General features: G+C 48.8%; 21 protein-coding genes and 2 pseudogenes. 15 read left to right on the top strand and 8 right to left on the bottom strand.

The genetic code is table 11. The annotated features are described in order from the left end of the window. Nucleotides 1-2 precede the first annotated feature (2 nt). From QD47_RS08735 to QD47_RS08705, 7 genes and pseudogenes are all read left to right on the top strand, one after another. Nucleotides 3-1,700 (top strand): glycosyltransferase family 4 protein, encoded by a 1,698-nt coding sequence (locus QD47_RS08735; protein WP_044645763.1) that lies wholly within the window; start codon nt 3-5, stop codon nt 1,698-1,700. Nucleotides 1,701-1,913: 213 nt separating this feature from the next. After that, nucleotides 1,914-2,916, top strand: a pseudogene (gene wecB, locus QD47_RS08730) (non-hydrolyzing UDP-N-acetylglucosamine 2-epimerase). Next, the gene (locus tag QD47_RS08725; RefSeq protein WP_044645762.1) at nt 2,909-3,895 is read left to right on the top strand and encodes a polysaccharide biosynthesis protein; all 987 of its coding nucleotides are present in this window, start codon (nt 2,909-2,911) and stop codon (nt 3,893-3,895) included. Before wecB ends, QD47_RS08725 begins: the two are co-directional and overlap by 8 nt. Next, a complete protein-coding gene (locus QD47_RS08720) occupies nt 3,892-4,749 on the top strand; it encodes a dTDP-4-dehydrorhamnose reductase family protein (RefSeq protein ID WP_044645761.1) in 858 nt (285 codons plus the stop codon). Before QD47_RS08725 ends, QD47_RS08720 begins: the two co-directional genes overlap by 4 nt. After that, entirely contained in the window at nt 4,707-5,723 is a 1,017-nt protein-coding gene (locus tag QD47_RS08715) for an NAD-dependent epimerase/dehydratase family protein (RefSeq protein WP_044645760.1), read from the top strand. Before QD47_RS08720 ends, QD47_RS08715 begins: the two co-directional genes overlap by 43 nt. After that, nucleotides 5,720-6,436, top strand: a complete 717-nt coding sequence (locus QD47_RS08710) for a glycosyltransferase (protein WP_044645759.1) — start codon at nt 5,720-5,722, stop codon at nt 6,434-6,436. Before QD47_RS08715 ends, QD47_RS08710 begins: the two co-directional genes overlap by 4 nt. Before the next feature lie 28 nt (nt 6,437-6,464). Continuing rightward, nucleotides 6,465-7,664, top strand: coding sequence for a glycosyltransferase (locus tag QD47_RS08705; protein ID WP_044645758.1), 1,200 nt, complete (start codon nt 6,465-6,467; stop codon nt 7,662-7,664). Here the strand turns inward: QD47_RS08705 and QD47_RS08700 are convergent. Next, nucleotides 7,661-8,047 (bottom strand): hypothetical protein, encoded by a 387-nt coding sequence (locus QD47_RS08700; protein ID WP_235332215.1) that lies wholly within the window; start codon nt 8,045-8,047, stop codon nt 7,661-7,663. The two genes, QD47_RS08705 and QD47_RS08700, sit on opposite strands and share 4 nt — an antisense overlap. A 311-nt stretch (nt 8,048-8,358) precedes the next feature. On the opposite strand from QD47_RS08700, the gene QD47_RS08695 reads away from it, so the two are divergent. Together QD47_RS08695 and QD47_RS32455 are read left to right on the top strand one after the other, a co-directional pair. Then, entirely contained in the window at nt 8,359-9,579 is a 1,221-nt protein-coding gene (locus QD47_RS08695) for a glycosyltransferase family 4 protein (RefSeq protein ID WP_044645756.1), read from the top strand. Between the two features lie 22 nt (nt 9,580-9,601). Then, on the top strand, nt 9,602-9,775 hold the full coding sequence (locus QD47_RS32455; RefSeq protein WP_200893401.1) for a hypothetical protein: 174 nt from the start codon (nt 9,602-9,604) through the stop codon (nt 9,773-9,775). Nucleotides 9,776-10,140: 365 nt separating this feature from the next. Here the strand turns inward: QD47_RS32455 and QD47_RS08690 are convergent, their stop codons facing one another. Then, nucleotides 10,141-11,334: a macrolide family glycosyltransferase gene (locus QD47_RS08690; RefSeq protein WP_044645755.1), complete on the bottom strand. Its 1,194-nt coding sequence runs from the start codon at nt 11,332-11,334 to the stop codon at nt 10,141-10,143. 223 nt (nt 11,335-11,557) lie between these two features. On the opposite strand from QD47_RS08690, the pseudogene QD47_RS08685 reads away from it, so the two are divergent. After that, nucleotides 11,558-11,776: pseudogene (locus tag QD47_RS08685) on the top strand (IS3 family transposase); the annotation flags it as partial. A 66-nt stretch (nt 11,777-11,842) separates the two neighbouring features. Here the strand turns inward: QD47_RS08685 and QD47_RS08680 are convergent. Next, on the bottom strand, nt 11,843-12,265 hold the full coding sequence (locus tag QD47_RS08680; protein ID WP_044645753.1) for a hypothetical protein: 423 nt from the start codon (nt 12,263-12,265) through the stop codon (nt 11,843-11,845). Between the two features lie 30 nt (nt 12,266-12,295). Beyond that, complete coding sequence (locus tag QD47_RS08675; protein ID WP_044645752.1) at nt 12,296-12,643, bottom strand: hypothetical protein; 348 nt, start codon at nt 12,641-12,643, stop codon at nt 12,296-12,298. A gap of 242 nt (nt 12,644-12,885) precedes the next feature. Here QD47_RS08675 and QD47_RS08670 point away from each other — a divergent pair, with 242 nt between their 5' ends. The 5 genes from QD47_RS08670 to QD47_RS08650 all read left to right on the top strand — a co-directional run bounded on the left by QD47_RS08670 (nt 12,886) and on the right by QD47_RS08650 (nt 17,964). Further along, on the top strand, nt 12,886-13,533 hold the full coding sequence (locus QD47_RS08670; protein ID WP_044645751.1) for a DUF1796 family putative cysteine peptidase: 648 nt from the start codon (nt 12,886-12,888) through the stop codon (nt 13,531-13,533). Then, complete coding sequence (locus QD47_RS08665; protein ID WP_044645750.1) at nt 13,526-14,152, top strand: DUF1796 family putative cysteine peptidase; 627 nt, start codon at nt 13,526-13,528, stop codon at nt 14,150-14,152. Before QD47_RS08670 ends, QD47_RS08665 begins: the two co-directional genes overlap by 8 nt. Nucleotides 14,153-14,278: 126 nt before the next feature. Beyond that, complete coding sequence (locus tag QD47_RS08660; RefSeq protein ID WP_044645749.1) at nt 14,279-15,208, top strand: NAD-dependent epimerase/dehydratase family protein; 930 nt, start codon at nt 14,279-14,281, stop codon at nt 15,206-15,208. Between the two features lie 148 nt (nt 15,209-15,356). Next, nucleotides 15,357-16,136, top strand: coding sequence for a M15 family metallopeptidase (locus tag QD47_RS08655; protein WP_082067131.1), 780 nt, complete (start codon nt 15,357-15,359; stop codon nt 16,134-16,136). 100 nt (nt 16,137-16,236) lie between these two features. Then, nucleotides 16,237-17,964: a methyl-accepting chemotaxis protein gene (locus QD47_RS08650; protein WP_044645748.1), complete on the top strand. Its 1,728-nt coding sequence runs from the start codon at nt 16,237-16,239 to the stop codon at nt 17,962-17,964. A gap of 97 nt (nt 17,965-18,061) precedes the next feature. On the opposite strand, the gene QD47_RS08645 is transcribed toward QD47_RS08650, so the two are convergent. The 4 genes from QD47_RS08645 to QD47_RS08630 all read right to left on the bottom strand — a co-directional run bounded on the left by QD47_RS08645 (nt 18,062) and on the right by QD47_RS08630 (nt 22,289). Then, nucleotides 18,062-18,385, bottom strand: coding sequence for a PTS sugar transporter subunit IIB (locus QD47_RS08645; protein ID WP_044645747.1), 324 nt, complete (start codon nt 18,383-18,385; stop codon nt 18,062-18,064). Between the two features lie 30 nt (nt 18,386-18,415). After that, nucleotides 18,416-19,852: a glycoside hydrolase family 1 protein gene (locus QD47_RS08640; protein WP_044645746.1), complete on the bottom strand. Its 1,437-nt coding sequence runs from the start codon at nt 19,850-19,852 to the stop codon at nt 18,416-18,418. After that, complete coding sequence (gene uxuA / locus QD47_RS08635) at nt 19,845-20,903, bottom strand: mannonate dehydratase (RefSeq protein WP_044645783.1); 1,059 nt, start codon at nt 20,901-20,903, stop codon at nt 19,845-19,847. Before uxuA ends, QD47_RS08640 begins: the two co-directional genes overlap by 8 nt. Before the next feature lie 90 nt (nt 20,904-20,993). After that, complete coding sequence (locus tag QD47_RS08630) at nt 20,994-22,289, bottom strand: PTS sugar transporter subunit IIC (protein WP_044645745.1); 1,296 nt, start codon at nt 22,287-22,289, stop codon at nt 20,994-20,996. Nucleotides 22,290-22,304 lie beyond the last annotated feature (15 nt).

Below are 22,304 nucleotides of genomic sequence, written 5' to 3'. Positions count from 1 at the left end.
AAATGATGCTATTCAGCCATGTCAGCAATGTCCGCAGCATTACGGGAGCGGAGAAGCTGTTATTGCAATTTTGTGTAGACATTCGTACGTACTTCGACTGCATTCTGGTTACGCCCGGTGAAGGGCGGCTGACCACGATTGCCCGCAAGCGCGGGATTACCGTCCAAATTCAGAACCTGCCCATGCTGCACGGCATGTATAACCCGTATGAGGGATTGGCGCAAGATGCGGAGAATTTGCGAAACCATGCTTCGTACGCACCGTTGCTTCAGTTGCTACAGCAAGCGCGTCCAGATGTGGTGCTGGTCAATACCTGTGTGAACGTCATGCCCGCGATGGCTTCCCATGAGTTGAATATTCCAGTGGTCTGGAAAATAACCGAAGTCATTAACCAGAATGAGCATACACCTGTCTCGGTCTCCATCATCGAGCGTTACAGCCGATGGGTCATCGGTATTTCGCAAGCCGTCTTGCGACCTTTGCACGGGGCGGGGCTGACACGTCCGCATACGGTGTTGTCTCCTTGTCGGGATATGGATATGCCGCCGCACAAAGAGCATGTACTGCAACGGAAACGCAAACGTGAAAAGCTGGGATTGAAGGAATCACATATCTGTATTGGTTATATTTCTTCCTTTATCTATGAAGCCAAAGGACTGTTGCCTTTTGTTCAAATGGCTCTGAAGCTGTGTGAAACGAATTCGAGCTGCCGCTTCTGGATCATCGGCAGCTCGGTGGACTCGGAATATTATGTGAAATGCGTTTCTTTAATCCGCAAATCCCGTTACAGCCGCCGATTCCAGTTCAGCTCATTTGAGGAATCTGTATCCACCGCATATAGCGCGATGGATATGGTTGTCATCCCGAGCATGGTGGAGGAAGGCTTTGGTCTGACGGCACTGGAGGGGCTGGTTTACGGAAAGCCGGTTGTGGCCTTTGCGCAGGGCGGACTGGTGGAGCTGATGGAGGCAACCGGAAATACTGAGTTTTTGGTAGAGCCGGGAAACAGCGATATGCTGGCGGAAAAAGTGGGCTATCTGCTCAAACATCCCGAGGAAGTGGAACGGATTGGTGTACGGAACCACAGCGCGGCTACACGTGTATACGGGTCTGATTCCTACCAAAACAACCTGCACGTCATGGCCAGCCAATGGGTGTGTCATGATCCGCAGTGGTTCCCGCTGATTCAGCAGCCGGGTGGTCCGGTATGGACTCGGGAGGGAGAAGGGCTACGTCAGGTCATCGCTATACCGGAGGCATGTACCAGCACTATTCGAGAATTTCCCGAATCGCTGGTTGGCCAACTGCCTGTGCTTGGTCTGCCACCTATCGAGTATGCGGCCATTCCGGGCTTGCCACAGCCATCCGCTCCTGTACCGGAGCCACAGCCAGACCCACAGCCAGACCTGCATCACGGCAAGCGTGGCATTCGGGCGAGACGCAAGCATATCAGACCGCGCAATCGCAATCGCAAGCGCAAGGGTAAGAGCAACACCAACACCAGCAGCAGGGGCTATCGCATTCACTGGTTTCCGCTGTCAGGGCTTCTGCCGAAATCCAAGTCCAGACAGAAACCCAGGTTGAAGCGGAAGCTCAAACGAAAACTCAAGCTCAAGCCTGTGTCGAGTCGTTCGCATCCGCACAAGCGGAAGCGGCTAACGCTCAAGGCTGGACGCCACAAAAAACAACGGTCCGGGTGAAAGCATGCCGGACCGTTGAGGTGAACGTTTAGCTGGAGCACAGACAGTTTGCTGGATGGCTATCTCACTCATTAAACTCCACAGTTTAATGAAACAACGACAGCAAAGGTGGGTTCCAACACAATGAAAATATTGACCGTGCTCGGCACAAGACCGGAAATTATACGGCTCAGCCTGATCATTCCGAAGCTGGATCGCTATGCAGACCAGCATGTGCTTGTGCATACGGGCCAAAATTACACGGAAAGCCTGAGCGGGCAATTCTTCCGCGAACTGGGGCTTCGTGCCCCAGATTATGTGCTTCAGGAGAAGGCGGGGACACTGGGTAAACAACTGTCTGCCATGTACTCGCAGATGGAGGATATTTTAAACAAGGAGCGCCCGGATCATGTGCTGCTGCTCGGTGATACGAACAGCGCCCCTGTGTGCCTTGCTTGCGGAACGTATGGGCTACCCGGTCGTGCATATGGAGGCGGGTAACCGCTGCTACGATCTGGATGTGCCGGAAGAGAAGAATCGCCGCGTCATTGATGCGATTTCTACGATTAATATGCCGTATACGGAGCAAAGCAAGCAGCATCTAATACGGGAAGGCTTTCCGAGCCAACGAATTATATTGACCGGAAACCCGATTTACGAAGTGATGCAGCATTACGAGAAAGAGGTGTCCGGCAGCGACATTTTGAAGAAGCTGGGACTGTCGCCAGGGGAATATTTCCTGGTGACCGCCCACAGAGCCGAAAATGTCGACCATCCGCCGTATTTGCTGGCTATACTGGATGGCTTGAATCGGGTAGCGCAGCAGTCCGGACAGCGGGTCATTTGCAGTATTCATCCCCGCACTGCCGCTCGTATTGCGAGCCATCCGCCGATCCAGCTTGATCCGCTGGTGGAGCTCCACGAACCGTTCGGTTTTTTTGACTTCGTACTGCTGGAGCGGCATGCCCGCTGCGCTTTGACGGACAGCGGCACCGTACAGGAGGAATGCTGCATCATGGGTGTGCCGACGGTCACGATGCGCCGGACGACGGAACGACCGGAAACCGTGGATTGCGGCAGCAATATCGTGTCCGGGCTGGATGGAGAGGTTATAGCGAACGCGGTAGCCTTAATGATCGGGATGAAGCATAAGTGGCAGTGTCCCGCAGGATATCTGGCGGAGGATGTGTCAGATAAGGTAGTCAAATTTTTGCTTGGAGGGAAACGGCATGTTTGAAAACCAACGTATCTTGGTTACCGGCGGTACCGGCTCCTGGGGGCATGAGCTGGTTACCCAGTTACTGCCGCGTAACCCCAAAGAGGTCATTATCTTTTCGCGCGGAGAATCGAGTCAGGTTGCGATGAACAGGCAGTTTGAGGATGAACGACTTAGCTTCTGCATCGGGGATATTCGGGATAAGGATGCACTGGTTACCGCCTGTCAGGGTGTGGACTATGTATTTCATTTGGCGGCTCTCAAGCACGTGCCTGTATGTGAAGACCAGCCCTATGAAGCACTAAAAACGAACGTGGTAGGCACCCAAAACGTGATCGAAGCCGCTGTCATCAATCAGGTCAAGAAAGTCATTTATATCTCCACTGACAAGGCTGCGAATCCATCCAATTTTTACGGGATGACCAAGGCGATTGGTGAAAAACTGATCGTCTACGCCAATCTGCTGAATAGCGATACACGATTTGTGACGGTGCGTGGCGGTAACGTATTGGGCACGAACGGAAGCGTGGTGCATCTGTTTCAAAGCCAGATTCGCCAAAAGGGTACCGTTTCGATCACGGATATGAACATGACGCGCTTTTTCCTGACTTTGCGGGATGCGATCAGTCTACTGTTCAAGGCGTCGGTGGAAAGTATCGGCGGGGAAATTTTCATCATGACCATGCCAACCTGCCGCATTGTGGATTTGGCAGAGGTGCTCATCGAGGATTCAGGCGTGGAGAATGTAGAAATTGTAGAAAAAGGTGTCCGTCCTGGCGAGAAAATTCATGAGATTTTAATGAGCGACTTTGAAAGTCTGACGACGGTCGTATACGACGAGCAATATTTAATCATTCTGCCAACGCTGAATATCCCTCAACTAAAGGATCGATATAAGCAATGCCCTCCAGTGTCGTTCAGCAGCTTTAGCTCAGAGTTCAATCTGATGTCTAAAGCGGAGATTCGAAGCATTCTCCAGAGCGGGGGGTTCATTAAATGAAGCTGCTTATTTTGGGCGGTAACGGCATGGCAGGCCATGTGCTGGTCGATTACTTTCAAAAGCAGGGCGGATATCATGTGTTCTACACCACGCGTGATCCCAAGAATAAAGGGGGTCTGCTGCTGGATGTGAATGACAGCTTTATGGTGGAGCAGCTGGTGCGGAGTGTGCGACCTAACGTCATTATTAACGCGGTGGGTGTGCTAAACCAGTATGCCGGAGCGGATCAGATTACAGCATATCAAATTAACGGCCTGCTGCCGCACCTTCTCCAGCGGACGGCGGACAGAATAGGTGCTCGGTTCATTCATATCAGTACGGACTGTGTATTCGAGGGGACGCGGGTACCCGGTTTATATGCAGAAACGGATCAACCTGACGGGACAAGCGCCTATGCATTGACGAAAATACTCGGGGAAGTAAAGGCGCCGGGCCATCTGACGATCCGCACCTCCATTATCGGCCCGGAAATCCGGCCGGGGGGCATTGGTCTGCTGAACTGGTTCTTGCAGCAGAGTGGGGACGTTGACGGGTATCGCCGCGTCTTTTGGAACGGGGTTACAACACTGGAGCTGGCTAAGGCTATACAGGTGTTGATGAATGAGCCGCTGGATGGACTCATTCATCTGGTTCATCCTGAACCGATCAGCAAGTATGATCTGTTGCTGTTGTTCAAGGACATCTGGAAGAGGGAGGATATTCGGATCGTGCCGAAGGATGAGCCGGTTCAAGACCGGACACTTCGTTCTACCCGGGCTGATCTGCTCTACGATGTTCCTCACTACAGCATTATGCTGAAGGAGCTGCTGGAATGGACAGAAGCACAGCGGAACAACGTCGGCCCGTCATTGTAATTACCGGAGCGGCAGGCTATACCGGGATACACGCCTGCCGCCATTTTGCAAAGCTCGGCTGGAAGGTAGCGGCTCTGACTCGCACGGCTCCTTCCGCCCGGGAGCTGATCTTGCAGTTTAACGATGATGAGAACGTCGGCGTAGATTCCGGCACCAGCTTTTACATCACGTCTTATGTATGTGATTTGCTCGACAAGGAGCGTCTTCGCGAAGTGATTGGCCAGATTGCGCCGGATTATGTGCTTCATCTGGGTGGAAAAAATTCGGTACCCGAATCATGGCGAAGCCCGCTGCTCTACATGGAATCCAATGTGCTGTCCACGCTGTATCTGCTGGATGCGCTGCGTCCTTTTCCAAAGGCCCGGATTGTCGTGGCGGGTTCCCGGCTAAAGGCAATTTTGCAGGCTCCGTATCATCCATCGCATCCATATAGTCTCAGTAAAAGCCTTCAAGAAGCAGTCGCCCTCTCCTGGAGCACGTTGTTTGACCAATCCGTCATGCTGGCAGAGCCTTGTAATCTGATTGGGCCGGGTCCATCCACCGGCTTTTGCGCATTGCTGGCGGGTCATATTATCCGTACGGAGCGCACGTACACGGAGCCAGCAACCGAATTAGCATGTGAGCCTAGACCCGAGCCGTTCCGGGTAACGTCCCGGCATGCGAAGCGCGATTTTCTCGACGTGCGCGATGCCGTTCGGGCATATGGTGTGCTGCTGGAGCAAGGGGTGTCGGGGCAGGTTTACCCGGTTTGCACAGGCCGCATCGTGGAGCTGGGAGATATTGTGGAACGTATGGTTGCACTGGCAGATACACCTGTCGCCATCGAATGGGGGGATGCGGCAGAGTTAGCGTCTACGGATGCATACCAGGCAAAGGAGCTGGAGGACATGGGATGGAGGCCGATCATACCGCTGGGGCAATCGCTGGAGGATATGATTCGATACCGCCGAGTCGGAAAGGAAGGAACGATATGAGACCGAGTGTAACGATCGTCATTCCATTTTATAACTGTGGATACGTGAATCAGGCTCTGCAAAGCGCATTGGAGCAAACCTACGGTCCGCTTGAAATTATTGTCGTCGATGACGGGTCCACGACACATACCGAAATGCTTCAGCCTTATCTTCCGTATATACATTATTTAGGTAAAGCCAATGGAGGAACGGCCAGCGCACTGAATCATGGCATCCGGCATGCCAGCGGCGAATACATTGCGTGGCTCAGCTCAGATGACACCTATCACAAGGACAAAATTAACAACCAGGTATCCTTTATGGTGGAACAGGGGACATATATCTCTCACACCAATTTTAATCTTATCAATCAATACAGCCAAATCACGAACCCGCAGGCGGCAGCTGTATTTCCGTCCATGCCAGAGTTTTACCGTTTTTTCCAGCAAGGAAATCCGGTCAATGGATGCACCGTCATGTTCAAAAAGGAACTGTTTACGCATATCGGTCTGTTCGATGAATTGCTGCCGTACACCCATGATCTGGATATGTGGTACCGAGTGATGCTGGCGGGATACCCATTTCCTTTTCTGAACGAACCGCTGGTCAACTACCGTTGGCATGATGAAATGGGAACCCAAAAGCACTGGCCTGCCGTTGAACGGGAATACAACATAACTCAAGCGCGGTATCGAGATCGCTTCAGCCAGCTGTTGAACGGTTTATCCTCATGAATCCGGAAGTCTGTCAGGGGGGATTGATATGGTAGATACGGGGATTGTAATGCCGCTCTACAAACAGGATATCGGTTATCTACAAGCGGCGATTTCGTCCGTACTGGCCCAGAGCTACGGAGCTTTTCGTTTCATCATCGTTATTGACGGAGCGCCGGAAATGGTAGGACCGGCGCTCCATGCAGCAGGGGGGGACCCGCGTGTTCAGTTGATTATACTTCCTGAAAACAAAGGAGTATCACATGCCCTCAACCGGGGGTTCGACGAGTTGTTCGAAGATCCTGCGATCACATATGTGACCTGGGTATCCAGTGACAATGTATATTATCCCGGCTTTATAGAACGACTGCGACGTGAGCTGAACCACGGGCCGGACTCGCTCGGCCTTGTATTCTCCACCTTCCGTCAGATTGATGCTTCAGGAAGCCCGTTGTATGATGAGCAGCATCAACAAGCGCTGATCTGGTATCAGAGTCAGTCGCATGAGGAACTGCTGAACGCCAGCATTGTTGGGGTTTCATTTATGTACAAAAGCAAATATGCCCGCCGGATCGGCGGCTATCGGTTGCAACCCGTGGAGGATTATGATTACTGGCTGCGGCTGACCGAGACGTGCAGCATGAAATTCATCCCGGAGATCCTTATGGATTACCGGGTGGATTCCGCTTTTAGTGTATCGGCCAGCTTGCACAGCCAGAAGGAGCATCGACGTTGGCGGCACGCATTTCAAGTCGCCAAGCATGAGGCGAGAGCGCGCCGGGGTATTCCGCTTGAAATGACCATTTTAATGCCTGTCACGGATATGGCTCAGGCTGAGCCGTTGCTGGATCAGCTGCTGGAGCAGCATTACAGCAATTGCTTGGTGCGGTTGCTGGATCTTACGCCGGAACAGGGCGCCTCTTCCTTCCTGCCGATGATGCTCGATCCTCGGCTAATCATAACGCCGAGACCACATTATTCCGTCGAGGAAGCATTGGTTCAGGCGATTGGGGAAACGGTGACCCGCTTTGTAGTATGCTACGGGGTTAAACCTTATATCGCCGTGACGGATTTGCTGTATCTGACGGATTTACTCCGCCCACTGCCGAATACCCACGTTTTTTCCTACTATACAGATGATCACTCTACCATAGGCAGCGGGCGGGAAGTCACCGCTGTACCGCCGGAATGGAATTACGTGTATTACACTCATCGATTGCATCAGGCGCTGGAACAGGGTCGCTTTTAGCTAACTGGAGACAGGACCGCAATCGTGGTCAGCTCCGATTGAAGGACACGATGCTCCTGCACAACATTGCCAAACTGGTCCAGACCGAAGTTGGAAAGAACCACATTGGATGGAACAGCGGCGACCACGTTGTATTGCACTTCATAGGCAAGCACACCTTGTATAAAGAAGGTGCGCCGGGCAATGGAGTTTGCAGGTACGTTAACCGATGTCACGTACAAGGGGATCTTGGTATCCGGTACGAGCGAGAAAAAAATTTGTATGGTCACGGTTGCTGCGTTTACCGTATCCTCATTCACCAGATTCACAACGACATTGGAGCAGGCCGTACCAAAATCTCTGGTATTTGTCATATAGCCGGTTGTAAAAGCCAAAACAATCATCCTCTCGAATACAGAATATTGGATCGTCCCTGTTGGGATGCTCTTATACTATGAATCTACTGAATGGAAAGCTTGTATGCTTGTCAGGAGTCTGCGCTTAAAATTTAACAGAGTGCTTCTGGTAACCAATAGTTCCTTTAATCCTACGGGAACAGCCCGGTTCCAGTCCTCACGATCGGTAATTTTATTGATGTGACCATCGTGCCAAATAGCGGTTTTTTTGCGGTATGGACAGATGCGTTGTCGGGCTTTCAGCAAATTTACGGAAGCGACGGAACGTAAATGTACTAGACGGGGGAGGTGAGGCTGTTGTGAAAATTTTGTTGGCTACCTACTGGCCGATCCCTCATTTGGGAGGCGTGTGGCCGTTTATGCTGCAAATTAAACGACGGCTGGAGCTGCAGGGTCACACCGTGGACTTGATGGGCAACGGGCCGGATATACCCAAATACCATATTGTTTTTGAAAATAGGGAACTGCTGAAGGATCAGTTGTTGCCCATGCTGAACACGAAGCTGAATGAGGCGGCTGTACCTGTATTACATCAGGACTCCTGGGTGCAGACGGTGGAAAAAGACCGATATTGCATGGAACTGGCGGCGGCGTATTTTGGAGTTGAACAGTATGATGTCATTCATACACAGGATGTCATTGCGACACGTGCCCTAAGCCGAGTCAAACGTAAGGATAGCGCACTCGTGGCCAATATTCACGGCTCGTTGGCCCGCGAAGTCATGATGGCACTTGAACGAGATCAGGAGCCGGGATATCGGGAATCGTTGATGTGGAAATATTATTGGGCGCTGGAGCACTATGGGGCGCTATCTGCTGATATTACAATAACGTCTACAGAATGGATGAAACAGACGCTTGTTCGTGAGTTCGAAGTGCCTGAGCAACAGATTGCTACTTTCCAATATGGCCTGGATACTGAACACTTCTGGGAAGTCCAGGCAAAGGGAACGGACATGACACGACCCGCAGGAAAAAAGGTCATTATTTGTCCTTCACGGCTGGTATATATTAAAGGGTTGCATTACTTAATGAGTGCTCTTGGTTTGCTAAAAGATCGGCGTACAGACTGGGTTTGCTGGATTGTCGGAGAGGGAGACAAAAGGGAAGAGCTTCAAACACAGGCTGATGAGCTGGGGCTGAGGGAAGAGGTGATTTTTCTCGGGCATCGAGAAGATGTGCCTGCCCTTTTGCAACTGGCAGATATTTTTGTTCATCCGAGCATACAGGATAATCAGCCGTTTTCGGTTATGGAGGCGCAGGTTTCGGGGCTTCCGGCAGTGGTATCGGATGCGGGTGGACTCCCGGAAATGGTGGAGCATGAACATACTGGACTGGTTTCCCCGGTTGGGGATGTGGAGGCGTTGGCAGCTCATTTGCAGCATTTGCTGGCTCAGGATGACGTGCGTATAGCTATGGGGAACCGTGCCAAGACATGGGGAACTGCGCATTGGTCTCTGGATGTCATGATTGCACGGCTCATCAATATTTACGGGCAAGCGCTCAATCAAGTACGTTGATTCGATAGTGAGGAGGGGGAACATGACTTTTCCTGTTGTTGGAGACTTGTACAACCGTATTTTTGAAATCGAGCAATCGCACCCGGATTTTGAGGTGGATTATGAAATATGGAACCGGATTAACACCTCGTTACCGGAACATTATAAGCTACCGGACACTGAAATTCTGGGACGTCTCAAACAAACTGTGCCATGAGAACGACAGTCATTCTGAATTGGGACGTCCGTAATGCATATGAATATTCGACTGTTTCATTACATTTGGAGCAAGTGTAAAAGGCAGGCCGGGAATCACTGAACTGCCCCCCAATTGTTAGACACGAATAACATTTGGAGGTGCAGTTTTTTCATGATTAAATTTAATTTAGAACAGAAAAAGGATGCCGTTCTGAGATATCAAGCAGGGTACGACTTGTATCAGAGATGCTGGACAAGGCATTCGTAAGGTTAGCTGAAGAGGATGTATTACTGGAATTTTCTTCTATATATGTCCAATTGTCGTTCTCGTATTTAGGTATAATCCGTCCTGACACAATAAAGCCCTCATTCTCATTCGACTATCTATTGACTTTTAAATTCGAAAATCTCATTAACAGCTTGATGATATCCACCTGATTTTCGAAAGGATTCCCTAATATTTGCAACAGCTTTCTTGAAAGATGAGAGGCTTAACACATGATCTACAGCTTCACGTAGTTGATTTGCAGTCAAGCTTTGCATTTGTAATTTAATGCCTGCTCCGATATTGGCGACTTGCCCCGCAATGATCGGCTGATCCGCGCTTTGTGGGATTACAATTAGCGGAACCCCGTAATAGAGACCTTCATTGGTACTGTTCATTCCACCATGTGTAATAAATAATTTAGTGTATTGCAGTACATCAGTTTGTGGAACATAATTTTTTACGAAGAAGTTTTTAGGAATTTCCCCTAAATCAGAAATTTGGGTTTTATTACCAATAGACATGACAATAGTATGATCAGTGTTCCCAAATGCCTCAAAACAAAGTTTATAGAAATCAATTGCTTGGTTAAAGACTGTACCCAGTGAAATGTAAATTGGGTTTTTCCCCTTGATTGCAGTAAAGTCGAAGTTTTCTTGAATTAATCGTGAAGAGATGGATGGACCTACAAATTTATAAGTTTGGTCGAATGCTTCTCCATAAGGTTGAAACTCCCTTGTTGTATAAACGATTGTAAGTGGTGCAGGATTACAAAATACTTCGTAAGGAGAATGGATCTCCACATCATATTTTTCTTTCACCATTTCCGTCAGGCTTTGAAATTTATCGATTATAGGTTTAACTATTTCTGTAGGGACTTTTATAGAAAATTGTTCCAACGTTTTATCGAATGATACTTTTGTCTGCGCAAAAGAAGTACAAGAGTTGATTGCAGGAAGCTTAAGTATTTGAGCGAGTAAACGTCCACAACCAAACATGGAATCATGGATGATGTAATCAAAATGCTCTCCTTTGATCTGTTCAAGAACGCTTGGTATGACTATATCTGCCGTAAGTAAAAGACCGTTGATTCTTTCGAGTAAATAATCTCTTCCACCTGAGATAAAGGCTTTTATAAATTTTTGATCGTCAAATGTTCGTACTGAAGCTCCCGTCTTCTCAATACGCTTCCGAAAAGCTTCTATAGAAAAGTACACTACCTCTTCTCCACGCGAAATAAGCTCTTGCACAACTCCAATAGTCGGATTGATATGTCCCTCTGATCCACCATTAATAAATAAAACACGCGCCATTTCTACCACTCCTTAGGTATACTGTTCTCTAAATTGTGTAAGAGTAAGGGGCACTGTCCCCTACGATTGCTCGAATCAATTAATGGAATCAAGTTTATCATAGTACAATTCTGGAAAATCTCAAAACTTTAAATAACCATATTTTACCAATATTCTACCCGTTAGCTTAATGACGTATTGTCAGTCTACAACTTAATTTCAACGGTCTAATACTTTATTTTATTTAAATAGTAAAGGGAACTGTTACGATAATGCGATGATTGAAAACTTCTTTGGTATCATCAAATCCGAACTTCTATATCTAAAAGAATTTGACAACATGGAGCACTTCAAGCAAGAACTGGAAAACTATATGGATTACTATAATCACAAACGTATCAAGGCCAAATTAAAGGGTATGAGCCCCGTACAATACCGAGCCCATACCCAACAAGTTGTCTGAAATAAATTGTCTAACTTTAAGGGGGCACTTCATCACATCCCGGCCTGCCTTTTGGATGATTTCGGATCATGTTCCGTCCGGGTTTTCATCAACCGAATCTTCGTAGACCGAGCCTTGGATCACGAGTGGACCCGTGACAACGGCCCTGCGGTCAGCCGATTGCACGGTCAGGCAATATACATATGGCGCTGTCTGTCCCACAGTTTCCTCATACCTTAGCTCGGCAAAGCCCTCCTGATAGCAGGAATCCTGCAACCAGTCCAGCACGGGACCCTGCCCATCGTTGCGACGCAGCCGGATAACCAGCTCTCCGATATCCCAGTTGAGCAGCGGATTTTCCCATGCCAAGGAGGCTTCAATGACAATACGTCCTTCAGACTCACTCGCAGGAATGATCAACGTAGATAGCACGTTCTCCTGTCCGGTGACCTGAAAAGGTAGCGCATGTGTGCCTGCATCGGCTTTGTTTTGTACCGAATATTTTAACATACTTTCTTCCTCTCCTGTCCTGTCCGTGTATTAGGGCGTCACGGTAAAATGACTGGCTGTACGCATAGCGACCACGTTCCCATCCTCTACAAATTCAGCCAAAATAAATAGCGTTTCCGGATTGCATATACTTGTGACCACCCGCAGGTAAAAAGGATTTTGGGCTGTCTCCATATCCTTGAACTGTACTACGGAGCCAGCTTCGGGAGAAGTGCTCAGGCTAAGTAGCTGCCGTCGGAAAACGCCGCTATCATTCCCTATTTCCAACAGTACATCGACAGGTCTCTTTTCACGATTGAACAGGGTCACATGGCAGCTCTGTATACTGGCGCTGTGATAAGCGAGGTGATGATCAGCAGATAAAAGAAACACGGACATATCATGTAGCCTCCTTGAATTCTGTTGTATACCAGCCCTATATCATATGGGAATTTGTCATGCCTGGACTGGATAGTTGTACGCCTTTTTTGACAGAATACGCGCCGAGGTCCAACCCTTTTAGCCGAGCTGTGCATGTAATGTAGAGTGGAACATACTGCGGCCTGACGGCATCTTTTTCTACAACAGAGGATGGAATGAGCAAGCTGAGGAAAGGGTCGCTTTAAAAAGGAGGCACGGCTATGAGACTTGCACAGCTGGCAGGGGAATATGATGCGGTCTTCAGTTTGGGGCAAAACTGCACGCCTGCCATTCAATTGGAAAAAAACCGCCTGCGGCCGTTTGCCGGGGTGCTGGACTGGATGATGTCTGACACGCTGTCCGATGTGAATCGCTTGCTGGAAAACCGGTTTGCCGGGTTTATGGATTTTCCCAATTTAAGTGTCGTTGGTACGAGCCAACTGAACTATATGGTCAGGGATATCGATTATAACGTGATCTCGGTACATGATTTCCCGCAGGAACGCAATACGTCCGCAGATCTGGCGACTTATCCAGAGTTCAGGGAGAAGATAGACCGCCGTATCGAACGTTTTTTTGCAAAAACGCAGAAGGCGCAGCGCAGCTTGTTCGTCCGTATGCTGGGAACCTATGCAGAGGTAGAGGAACTGGAGCGCATCTTGTCCGGCATGGTGGCGCATGAATTTCGTCTGCTCATCGTTAATTGTTCCGGTGTAACAGAGTTGACCGAGTTGGACTGGCAGCTTGCGAATGTATGCGCGGTGGAAATGCCTTTTGCCGATGTATGGAATTACCAAAGTGATCCGCACTGGCGTACGCTTTTTGGGGGAATGTCCTTGTCATCGGAAAGGGGAGGACGGCGTGCTTGAGCGATTGCAGGGGGATTATGACGCTGTATTCAGCCTGGGAGGACATTGCCTGCCTTCCATTCAACTGGATAAAAACGGACTGCGTCCATACGCGGGACCGCTGGACTGGATGATTTCCGGCAACTTGTCGCAGATCAGTCGCTTGCTGGATGCCCGTTTCGCCGGATTTATGGACCTTGCCAGCCTGCGTGTTACGGGGCATGATTACGGCGAGTATAACTTCATGGTCGAGGACGCGTCGTATGAAATTACAGCGGCACACCATTTTCCTGTTACCCTGAATACATCGGAGCAGCTGACTTCCTATCCTGCATTCAAAACGACGCTTGATCGCCGAATCGCACGTCTATTGGAGAAATCTGCGCTTGCGTCCCGTTTGCTGCTGGTTCGTCTGGGGGGCAGTCGGGATCAGGCGGTAGAACTGCACACCGTATTGTCACAGATGATTACCCACGATTTTCGCTTGTTATTCGTGGATTATACAGGGGCTGCCGATGTGACTGAGCTGGATTGGGGACTGGAGCGGCTGGTTTCAGTGTCGCTGCCGCCTGAGGATATTTGGAGCGGGCAGGATGAGATGTGGCGCTTTATGCTGGCAAACGTCAGGCTACACGTCTGAACAACGGGAAGGTACGTCTTAGATTGTCTTTGGTGCCTGTGCTTGTGCCTGCGCCAAGCTGTAGAGCGCCGCATAACATGATGGGAAAGGAAGAAACTTGCTTCGGTTCAAAAGGAGGGTGCGCTAGTGAAGGCTTTGGTCACCGGGGGAGCCGGATTTATTGGTTCCCATCTGGTGCGTGCGCTTGCTGATTCGGGCATCAGGGTGCATGTGCTGGATAATCTGACGACCGGGAATGTCGCAAATGTGGACCCGCGCGCGGTCATGCATATGGCGGATATCCGCAGCTCCGAGACCCGGACGCTGCTCATTCGGGAAAGCCCGGATATTGTGTTTCACTTGGCGGCACAGGCCGATGTCCAGCAATCCATCCATCGACCGGATGAGGACGCAGATGTGAATGTGATGGGGACGATTCATCTGATGCAGGCTTGTCATGAAGCCGGTGTATCCAAGCTGATATTTGCGTCCACATCCGGCGTATACGGTGAACTGCAAAAGCAATGTATTCAGGAAGACGATCCTGTGGAGCCGATTTCGGGCTACGGGCTTTCCAAGCTGACCGCAGAATCGTATATCCGTCTTTTTCATCGGTTATATGGCATGAATTACACGATTTTGCGTTACGGGAATGTGTATGGTCCCGGTCAGGCGGCGAAGGGAGAGGGCGGTGTAGTCGCTCTTTTTATGGATCGGCTGAAAAAAGGGAGCCCCTTGCTCATTCACGGCGACGGAACGCAAACCCGCGATTTCGTGTACGTCAAGGATGTAGTCAGAGCGAATATGGCGGCTATACGTGCAGCGGATCAACGTACAGTGCATGTGAGTACGGGACGAACCACGTCCATCAATCGGCTGGCCTACGATTTGCTGAAGCTGCACGGCTCGTCCGTTCGGCCTGTGTATTCAGCTGCGCGGGCGGGAGACATTCACCATAGCTGTCTTAGCAACGCAGTCGCGAGACATTGGCTTCAATGGGAGCCGCTATATGGCATCTCTGCCGGATTGAAGGAAACGTATGTGAGCATTATTGGTTCAGGCAAAGAAGGCATGTAGCGGGAAAGCGTGTGATTCAGGAAGGGGCTGGGGGATCAGCCTCTTTTTTATGGATAGCCTGGCAGCTACTTATAGGAAAATATGTCCTCACCTGATACAATGGTCAGCAGTATAGATCACAGGTTTCACAAAGGAGGAGTCTGAACCCATGTTGAAGCAGGCTTTAAGAACAATAGGTATCATCCTGGTCACATGTACGTTATTGCTGGATGCAGGTTCTTTTTCTTTAGCAGCCGGTACAACTGTTGCTGCCGGAGCCTCGGACGTAACTGCGGATAGCAGTACAACGCAGAATTTGACCATTGAGAAGAAAAATAAATTGCCCAAGGGATTCGTGTATCTGGATGAACTGATTCCTGCGGCGCAATATGAAATCCGCTATTATAGTGAAAATAACTTTGTTGGCAGACGGATTGATGGATATAAGGAGCCTTTTGCGATCATGACCCATACAGGTGCAGCGGCTTTAAAAGGGGTTAGCGACGATCTGGCAGCCAAAGGGTATCTGTTGAAAGTATACGATGCCTATCGCCCGCAAAAAGCCGTGAATCATTTTGTCAGATGGTCGCAGGATAGCGGTGATCTGAAAATGAAGCAGCAATATTACCCGAAGCTGGATAAGCGGAATCTGTTCAAGCTGGGCTTCATCGCCAGGAAATCCGGCCATTCGCGGGGGAGCACTGTGGATTTGACGCTGGTGGATATCAAAACGGGGAAGACTGTCGATATGGGGAGTCCGTTTGATTTTTTCGGTGATATTTCCTATTACAACACGAAGCTGATCAGCAAGACACAGCAGGCGAACCGAAAAATCCTTAGGGATGCTATGGTGAAGCGTGGCTTCAAACCTTACAGCAAGGAATGGTGGCACTTTACGCTGATGAAGGAACCTTATGCTAAAACATACTTCAATTTTGATGTGGAATAGGAAATATGGGACGTTTTAACTAAAAAGGATAGGCAGAAAGACATGTATAATATAAAATGATGTAAATACAAGTTGGATTATCCAAAGGAGCGTTGGCGGGTTGAACAGTCTGTTGTCACGTATGGTGTTGTTTTTTTCGGGCCTTATTGTAATCGGTGGAGCCATTCTGGGTTTTACCTTGTATCAATCTTCGAGCGAACTGGTGGAAAACTCCATGGGCCAGCAGGCCAAAGCGGTGGCCGAAAGGGCCGCAGCCATGATTAATGTGGACAAATATACAGACATTAAACCCGTTGCCGGGGGAGAGAATGCTTATTTTAATGAGCTGCGCGATCAGCTTAACGAGCTGAAGGAAGCTAACGGCTTCAAGTATTTATACACGCTGGGGAAAGTGGAAGACGGAGGCCAAGCGAGCTATGTGTACATCGTTGATGGCGTGGCTGCTTCCACCGCCAAAGAGGACTATTCGCCGCTGGGTACTCCCGAAAACAATGCGTACCCGGGGATGCTGCATACTTTTGAAACTGGCGAGGCTTCCATAGGCGATCTGACAAAGGATGAATACGGAGCGACCGTCTCGGCTTATGTTCCGATTAAAGGCAAGGATGGCAGCATTACAGGAGTTGTCGGGGCAGATCTGGATGCTACAGAGGTATACAAATTAATGGAAACATCCAGAAGAACGATGCTGATCGTAGCTGCGATTGTGCTGGTGGTATGTATTCTGTTGGTCTTTGCACTTGCCAAATATTTGACTCGTCCGTTATTAAGGTTGACCAAAGATGTTGCCAAGGTTGGTGAAGGCGATCTGACGGTCGTTATTGATACGAATCGTAAGGATGAAATTGGCCATCTGGCTTCGGCTTTTGGGGTCCTCGTAACGGATACAAGAACGGTAATTGAGGGCATTGGCAAAGGCTCGGATCAGATTTTGTCTTCATCCGGGGATGTGTACAATCATGCCCACGTTACAGCAGAAGCCAGTCGGGATATTTCCATACATATTAAAGAAGCTGCGGTGGGGGCAGAAACCCAGGTACTCCAGGCCATGGAGATGAATAAAGGCATGGAGGACATGACTTCCAGCATGCATCGAATTGCGCAATCTGCTGCGATTGTAGCGGACTTATCGCAGGAAACTACCGAGAATGCGCATCAGGGTAATGAAGCCATTGTCAGGGCTGTGGATCAAATGAAATCCATTGTAGACTCTACAGCGGCGATGGCTGCCGCCACCAAACAATTAGAGGAGCATTCCGTGGAAATCGGAGAGGTACTTTCCCTGATGACGGATATTGCCGGACAAACCAATCTGCTCGCGCTGAATGCAGCGATAGAAGCGGCTCGGGCCGGAGAGCATGGGCGTGGTTTTGCCGTGGTAGCCGAGCAGGTAAGGAAGCTGGCGACTCAATCCCAGTCGTCCTCGGCGGTTATCGCAGGCATCATCACCTCGGTTCAGCAACAGACTTCCGAGCTGTCCAAGCGGATGGAGGGAAGCGCCCTTGAAGCCAGGGTGGGAATGGACATTGTAAATGTGGCTGGACAATCCTTTGGCCATATTCATTCCGGTCTGGAGCGGATCACGACACAATTGCAGGAGGTATCGGCTGCCTCGGAGGAGATCACTTCTGTTTCGGAGGAAGTCGCAGCTTCCGTGGACCAGATGGAGGGAATTTCACGGCATGCAGCCGAACACTTCCACCTGATTGCAGAAGCCTCGGATGGGCAGCTAACCTCCATGGAAGGCGTCAGCCAATCGGCGGAGAGTCTGAAAGAGATGTCCGCCGAGCTACGCCAGTTGATTGGACGGTTCAAGGTGACGGGATAATCATTATCAATATGTATACCAATATACGGAAAGGCGGCAGCTTCCTGATAGGAGACTGCCGCCTTTTGCTATTCATCGAAAAATGTCTACATGTTCATTATGATTCGCCAGCCAGCTTCAAGGCTTGATCCAGCACGGCTGCACCGTTTCCTCTACCATAAGCGATCGTATCAATGACATCCACCGGGATGCCATAGGGAGCTGCAATTTCGGCAACCGGCTTTTTACGCATCCGTACTTGAGGACCAAGCAAAATAGCAATTACAGAATCTTTAATGCCTTCCAACTCTTCTTTAATGGTACTTTCGGGGATGGCTTCGATGTTCAGCTCTATGGATCTGGCTGCTGCTTCTTTTTTCATCTTGGAGACCAGAATGGATGTGGACATACCCGCAGAGCAGGCCAGAATAATTTTTTTCATATTTGAGCGCCTCCAGAAATAAATTTTTAATTACTTGTACTCTTCATCCAGATCAGCAACAAACGAGCGTTCTTTGATGGCAGCTTGATACCAGTAGCCGGATTTCTTCAAATGCCGACTTCGATCATTCTCCAGGTTAATTTCCACCAGTCCATAGCGATTTTTAAAAGCATTCATGGGAGAAACGTTGTCTGTAAAGGCCCACAGCATATAACCTGTACAGTTCGAACCATCCTCTACAGCTTGTAACGTGTAGTATAAATGCTCAGTTATAAAGTCAATGCGATAGTCGTCCTGAATGATGTGCTCCTCATTTTTGAAGACAACTTCATTCTCGATGCCCATACCATTTTCCGCGACAAACCACTCGATATTGTTATATTCATTCTTGATACGCATTCCCATATCGTAAATGATCTTGGGATAAATCTCCCAGCCCCGTGACTTGTTCATTCTTTTACCCGGAAGATCAAAATGCTCATAGTAGTAAGAGGGGTGGAAGGGAATGTTTTCATTCCACGCCTTACTCTGCGCTTTGACCCGGTGCGGATAATAGAGATTGATCCCGACGTAGTCAACGGTATGTTCCTTAATCACTGTTAGTTCTTCTGTGGTTGATTCAAATGTAATATCATGCTTGCTCATTAAGTCGAATAGTTCTTGCGGGTATTCGCCTTTAATGAGAGGGTCCAAAAATACTCGATTGTAAAATAAATCATACACATGTGCAGCATACTGGTCATGAGGGGCGCTGGATCGGGCATAGGTTACTTCAGGATTCAAAATAACGCCTATTTTCGCCCCGTTCTGATTATAGTTTTTGGCTTTGAAAAGCTGTACGCATTTCGCGGTTGCCAGCGTTTTATTATAATTCCATTGCATCCACTTCGGCGTATTTTGTTCATAGGGATAGCGAAGGGCATCCAGATAGACACGAGTCTGTACAACAATGGGCTCATTAAATGTAAACCAGTGTTTTACCCGATCCCCGTAGCGTTCAAAAACCTTTTCTGCATATTTCACAAACAGTTCCACCACATGCTTGGAAGACCAGCCCTCATATTTGTCCAGCAAGTAAGCGGGCACCTCGTAGTGCTCCAGACAAATCATGGGCTCGACCCCGCTGGCAATCAACTCGTCAATGACCCGGCTCATATAATCCGCATACGTTTCATCCACGACAACATTCTCATAATCCGTTAAGAAGCGGGACCAATTAATAGAAGTACGATAATGGGTCAGGCCAATCTGCTTCATCAGCGCAATATCCTCGGCGTAACGATTATAGAAGTCGGTTGCACCCGCAGGTCCATATCCATTGTGCCAGACATAGCGGTCATTTTTGTACCATTGGTCGAGAAATGAGTCCTGACCTTCCTTTTTACCACTCCAGCCCTCTGTCTGCCAGGCGGAAGCCGCAGCACCCATGATGAAATTCGACGGAATTTGTATCGTATGTTTAGCCATTACATGCTTCTCCTTTTCGTTCTATAGATTCCCAAAGGCCCGTTAAGTAGGCCGCTCCCAGTGCACGGTCATACAGTCCATAGCCGGGCTTTCCTTGCTCTCCCCAGATCATTCTCCCGTGGTCAGGTCTTACATACCCTTCAAACTGATGACGATGCAGGATATGAATCAGCTCCGCCATATCTATGCTACCCGATTCGGACAGATGCGCTGACTCTTCAAAATCACCGTTAGGATAACGTTTGACATTACGTAGATGAACAAAATGAATCCTTTTCTGCGCGGCGTATTTGTCTAGCATTCCGGGTAAATCATTGTCTGGTGAGCTGCCTAGCGAGCCACTGCAAAAGGTAATACCGTTATGCACGCTGGGCTGAAGCTCCAGCAGACGGTCAAAATCTGCTTCCTTGCTAAGAATACGCGGCAGACCCAGAACAGGCCATGGCGGATCATCTGGATGGATCGCCATTTTCACGCCGACCTCTTCCGCTACGGGAATCACTTCTGCCAGAAAATAAGCTAGATTCTCCCAGATTCCTTCGGCTCCCAGTTCTTTATACTGCTTCATTAAAGCAGGAAGCTCTTTCTTTGGATATGATAAATCCCAACCTGGGAGTGTAAAATCAGCAATGATCGGCTCAATCTTTTTCAGTTCTTCCCCCGAGAAAGCCAATGTCAACGATCCGTCGGGAAGGGGCTTGTCAATGACGGTACGAAACCAGTCAAAGGCAGGCATGAAATTGTAGCAGACTACTTTTACCCCGGCATTACCCAGCCTTCTCAGCGTTTCTTTATAGTTGGCAATATAGTTGTCCCTGGTGGGGAGGCCCAGCTTGATCGCTTCATGTACAGGAACGCTTTCCACGACTTCAAATGTAAGTCGCGCTTCCTCGATTTGCTGCTTGAGAGCAGTGATACGGTCCAAAGGCCATACCTCTCCAGGCGGAACGGTATAAACCGCGCTTACAATTCCTTTGATATAGGGGACATGCCGGATGTAAGAGAGTGGAATGGAATCCTGCTCGCCATACCACCGAAAAGTCATTTTCACCATGATCAGCTTCTTCCTTTAAAGTTGGCGTTAACCTGAATCCATTAAGAATACGCTTTCAATTGAATGATATATTTCTATAGTAGCGCATTATTCAGCCGTTCGCTTGTTGGCAATTTTGACGAACGGAAAATAGATGATAATCGCTACCACAATACAAATGATCTGAGTTACGACGGCGCCAATGCTTCCACCAGTAGACAGGTAGGCATTAATAATAGGCGGAGTAGTCCATGGAACCATGACGACGGCCTTACCTGCAAATCCAAGCAACGTCGAAAAGTATCCAATCGTTCCTGTGATAAGCGGAGTAATAATGAAAGGGATAGCCATCAATGGATTCAACATAATCGGAAGTCCGAAAATGACAGGCTCGTTAATATTAAACAGGCCCGGTCCAAACGAAAGCTTGGTAATTTCCTTCATATCCTCGCGCTTGGAGGCGATCATAATACAAATCAAAAGGGCCAGCGTAATTCCTGAACCACCGATACTCATGTATACGTCCCAGAAAGGCATCGTAATAATGTTCGGAATCGGCAGTCCTTGCTCATAAGCAGTCATGTTGACGGTAATCGCTCCAAGCAGCAGAGGTTCACGAATCGGCTTTACCATTTGGTTCCCGTGAATGCCGATCACCCAGAAGATTTGCGCAACCAGCATCAGTACCAGTATACCCGGCAGTCCTTGCACCACGGTCTCCAGAGGTTTTTGCACCACATTATAGACGGCATCATACAGGTAGAGACCTGTAAACTTATGAAAGAAGAATCCAAGCATCGAGAAGACAGTCACCGTAATGATGGTTGGAATGAGTGCCGAGAAAGAAACAGCCACATTGCTGGGAACACTTTCAGGCATTTTAATTTTTAGCTTATCGGACTTGCCCAGCTTGCTGTACAGCTCAACGGATAGAATGCTTATGAAAATACCTAAAAACAAGCTTTTGGTATCCGTAAACTGGCGGGCTATGACATCCGTTACTTTTTGCATTTCTCCGTTAACCATCAACTCTATCGTGGTTGGCGTTACAGATATAAAGCAGATCACAGCGAGTAGTCCTGGAAAGAGATTTTTCTCCCCGTTAATTTTTCCTAGCTCCAGACCAATCATGAAAATAGCCAGGATGGTAAGGATATTCAAGCTGGCATAGTTAATGCCTGAGAAAATCGGTTTGTACTCTGCCAGGAAGGAGAAAGGTTTAAAATGGGCCAGACCATTTACTGGGTCCATCACCATATTGGAAATCAGTACAGCAAAGGCACCGACAATGATGACAGGCATTAATGTGATAAAGGCTGATTTGATCGCTATAATATATTTAAAATTGTTGATTGCATTTGCCACTGATGTGAGGCCGTCGACTAGCTTGTTTTTAAAAGCCATGGGATAGCGCCCCTC

The organism is Paenibacillus terrae, from assembly GCF_000943545.1.
Taxonomy (GTDB): domain Bacteria; phylum Bacillota; class Bacilli; order Paenibacillales; family Paenibacillaceae; genus Paenibacillus; species Paenibacillus terrae_A.
This window is presented reverse-complemented; position numbering and strand designations above follow the sequence as displayed.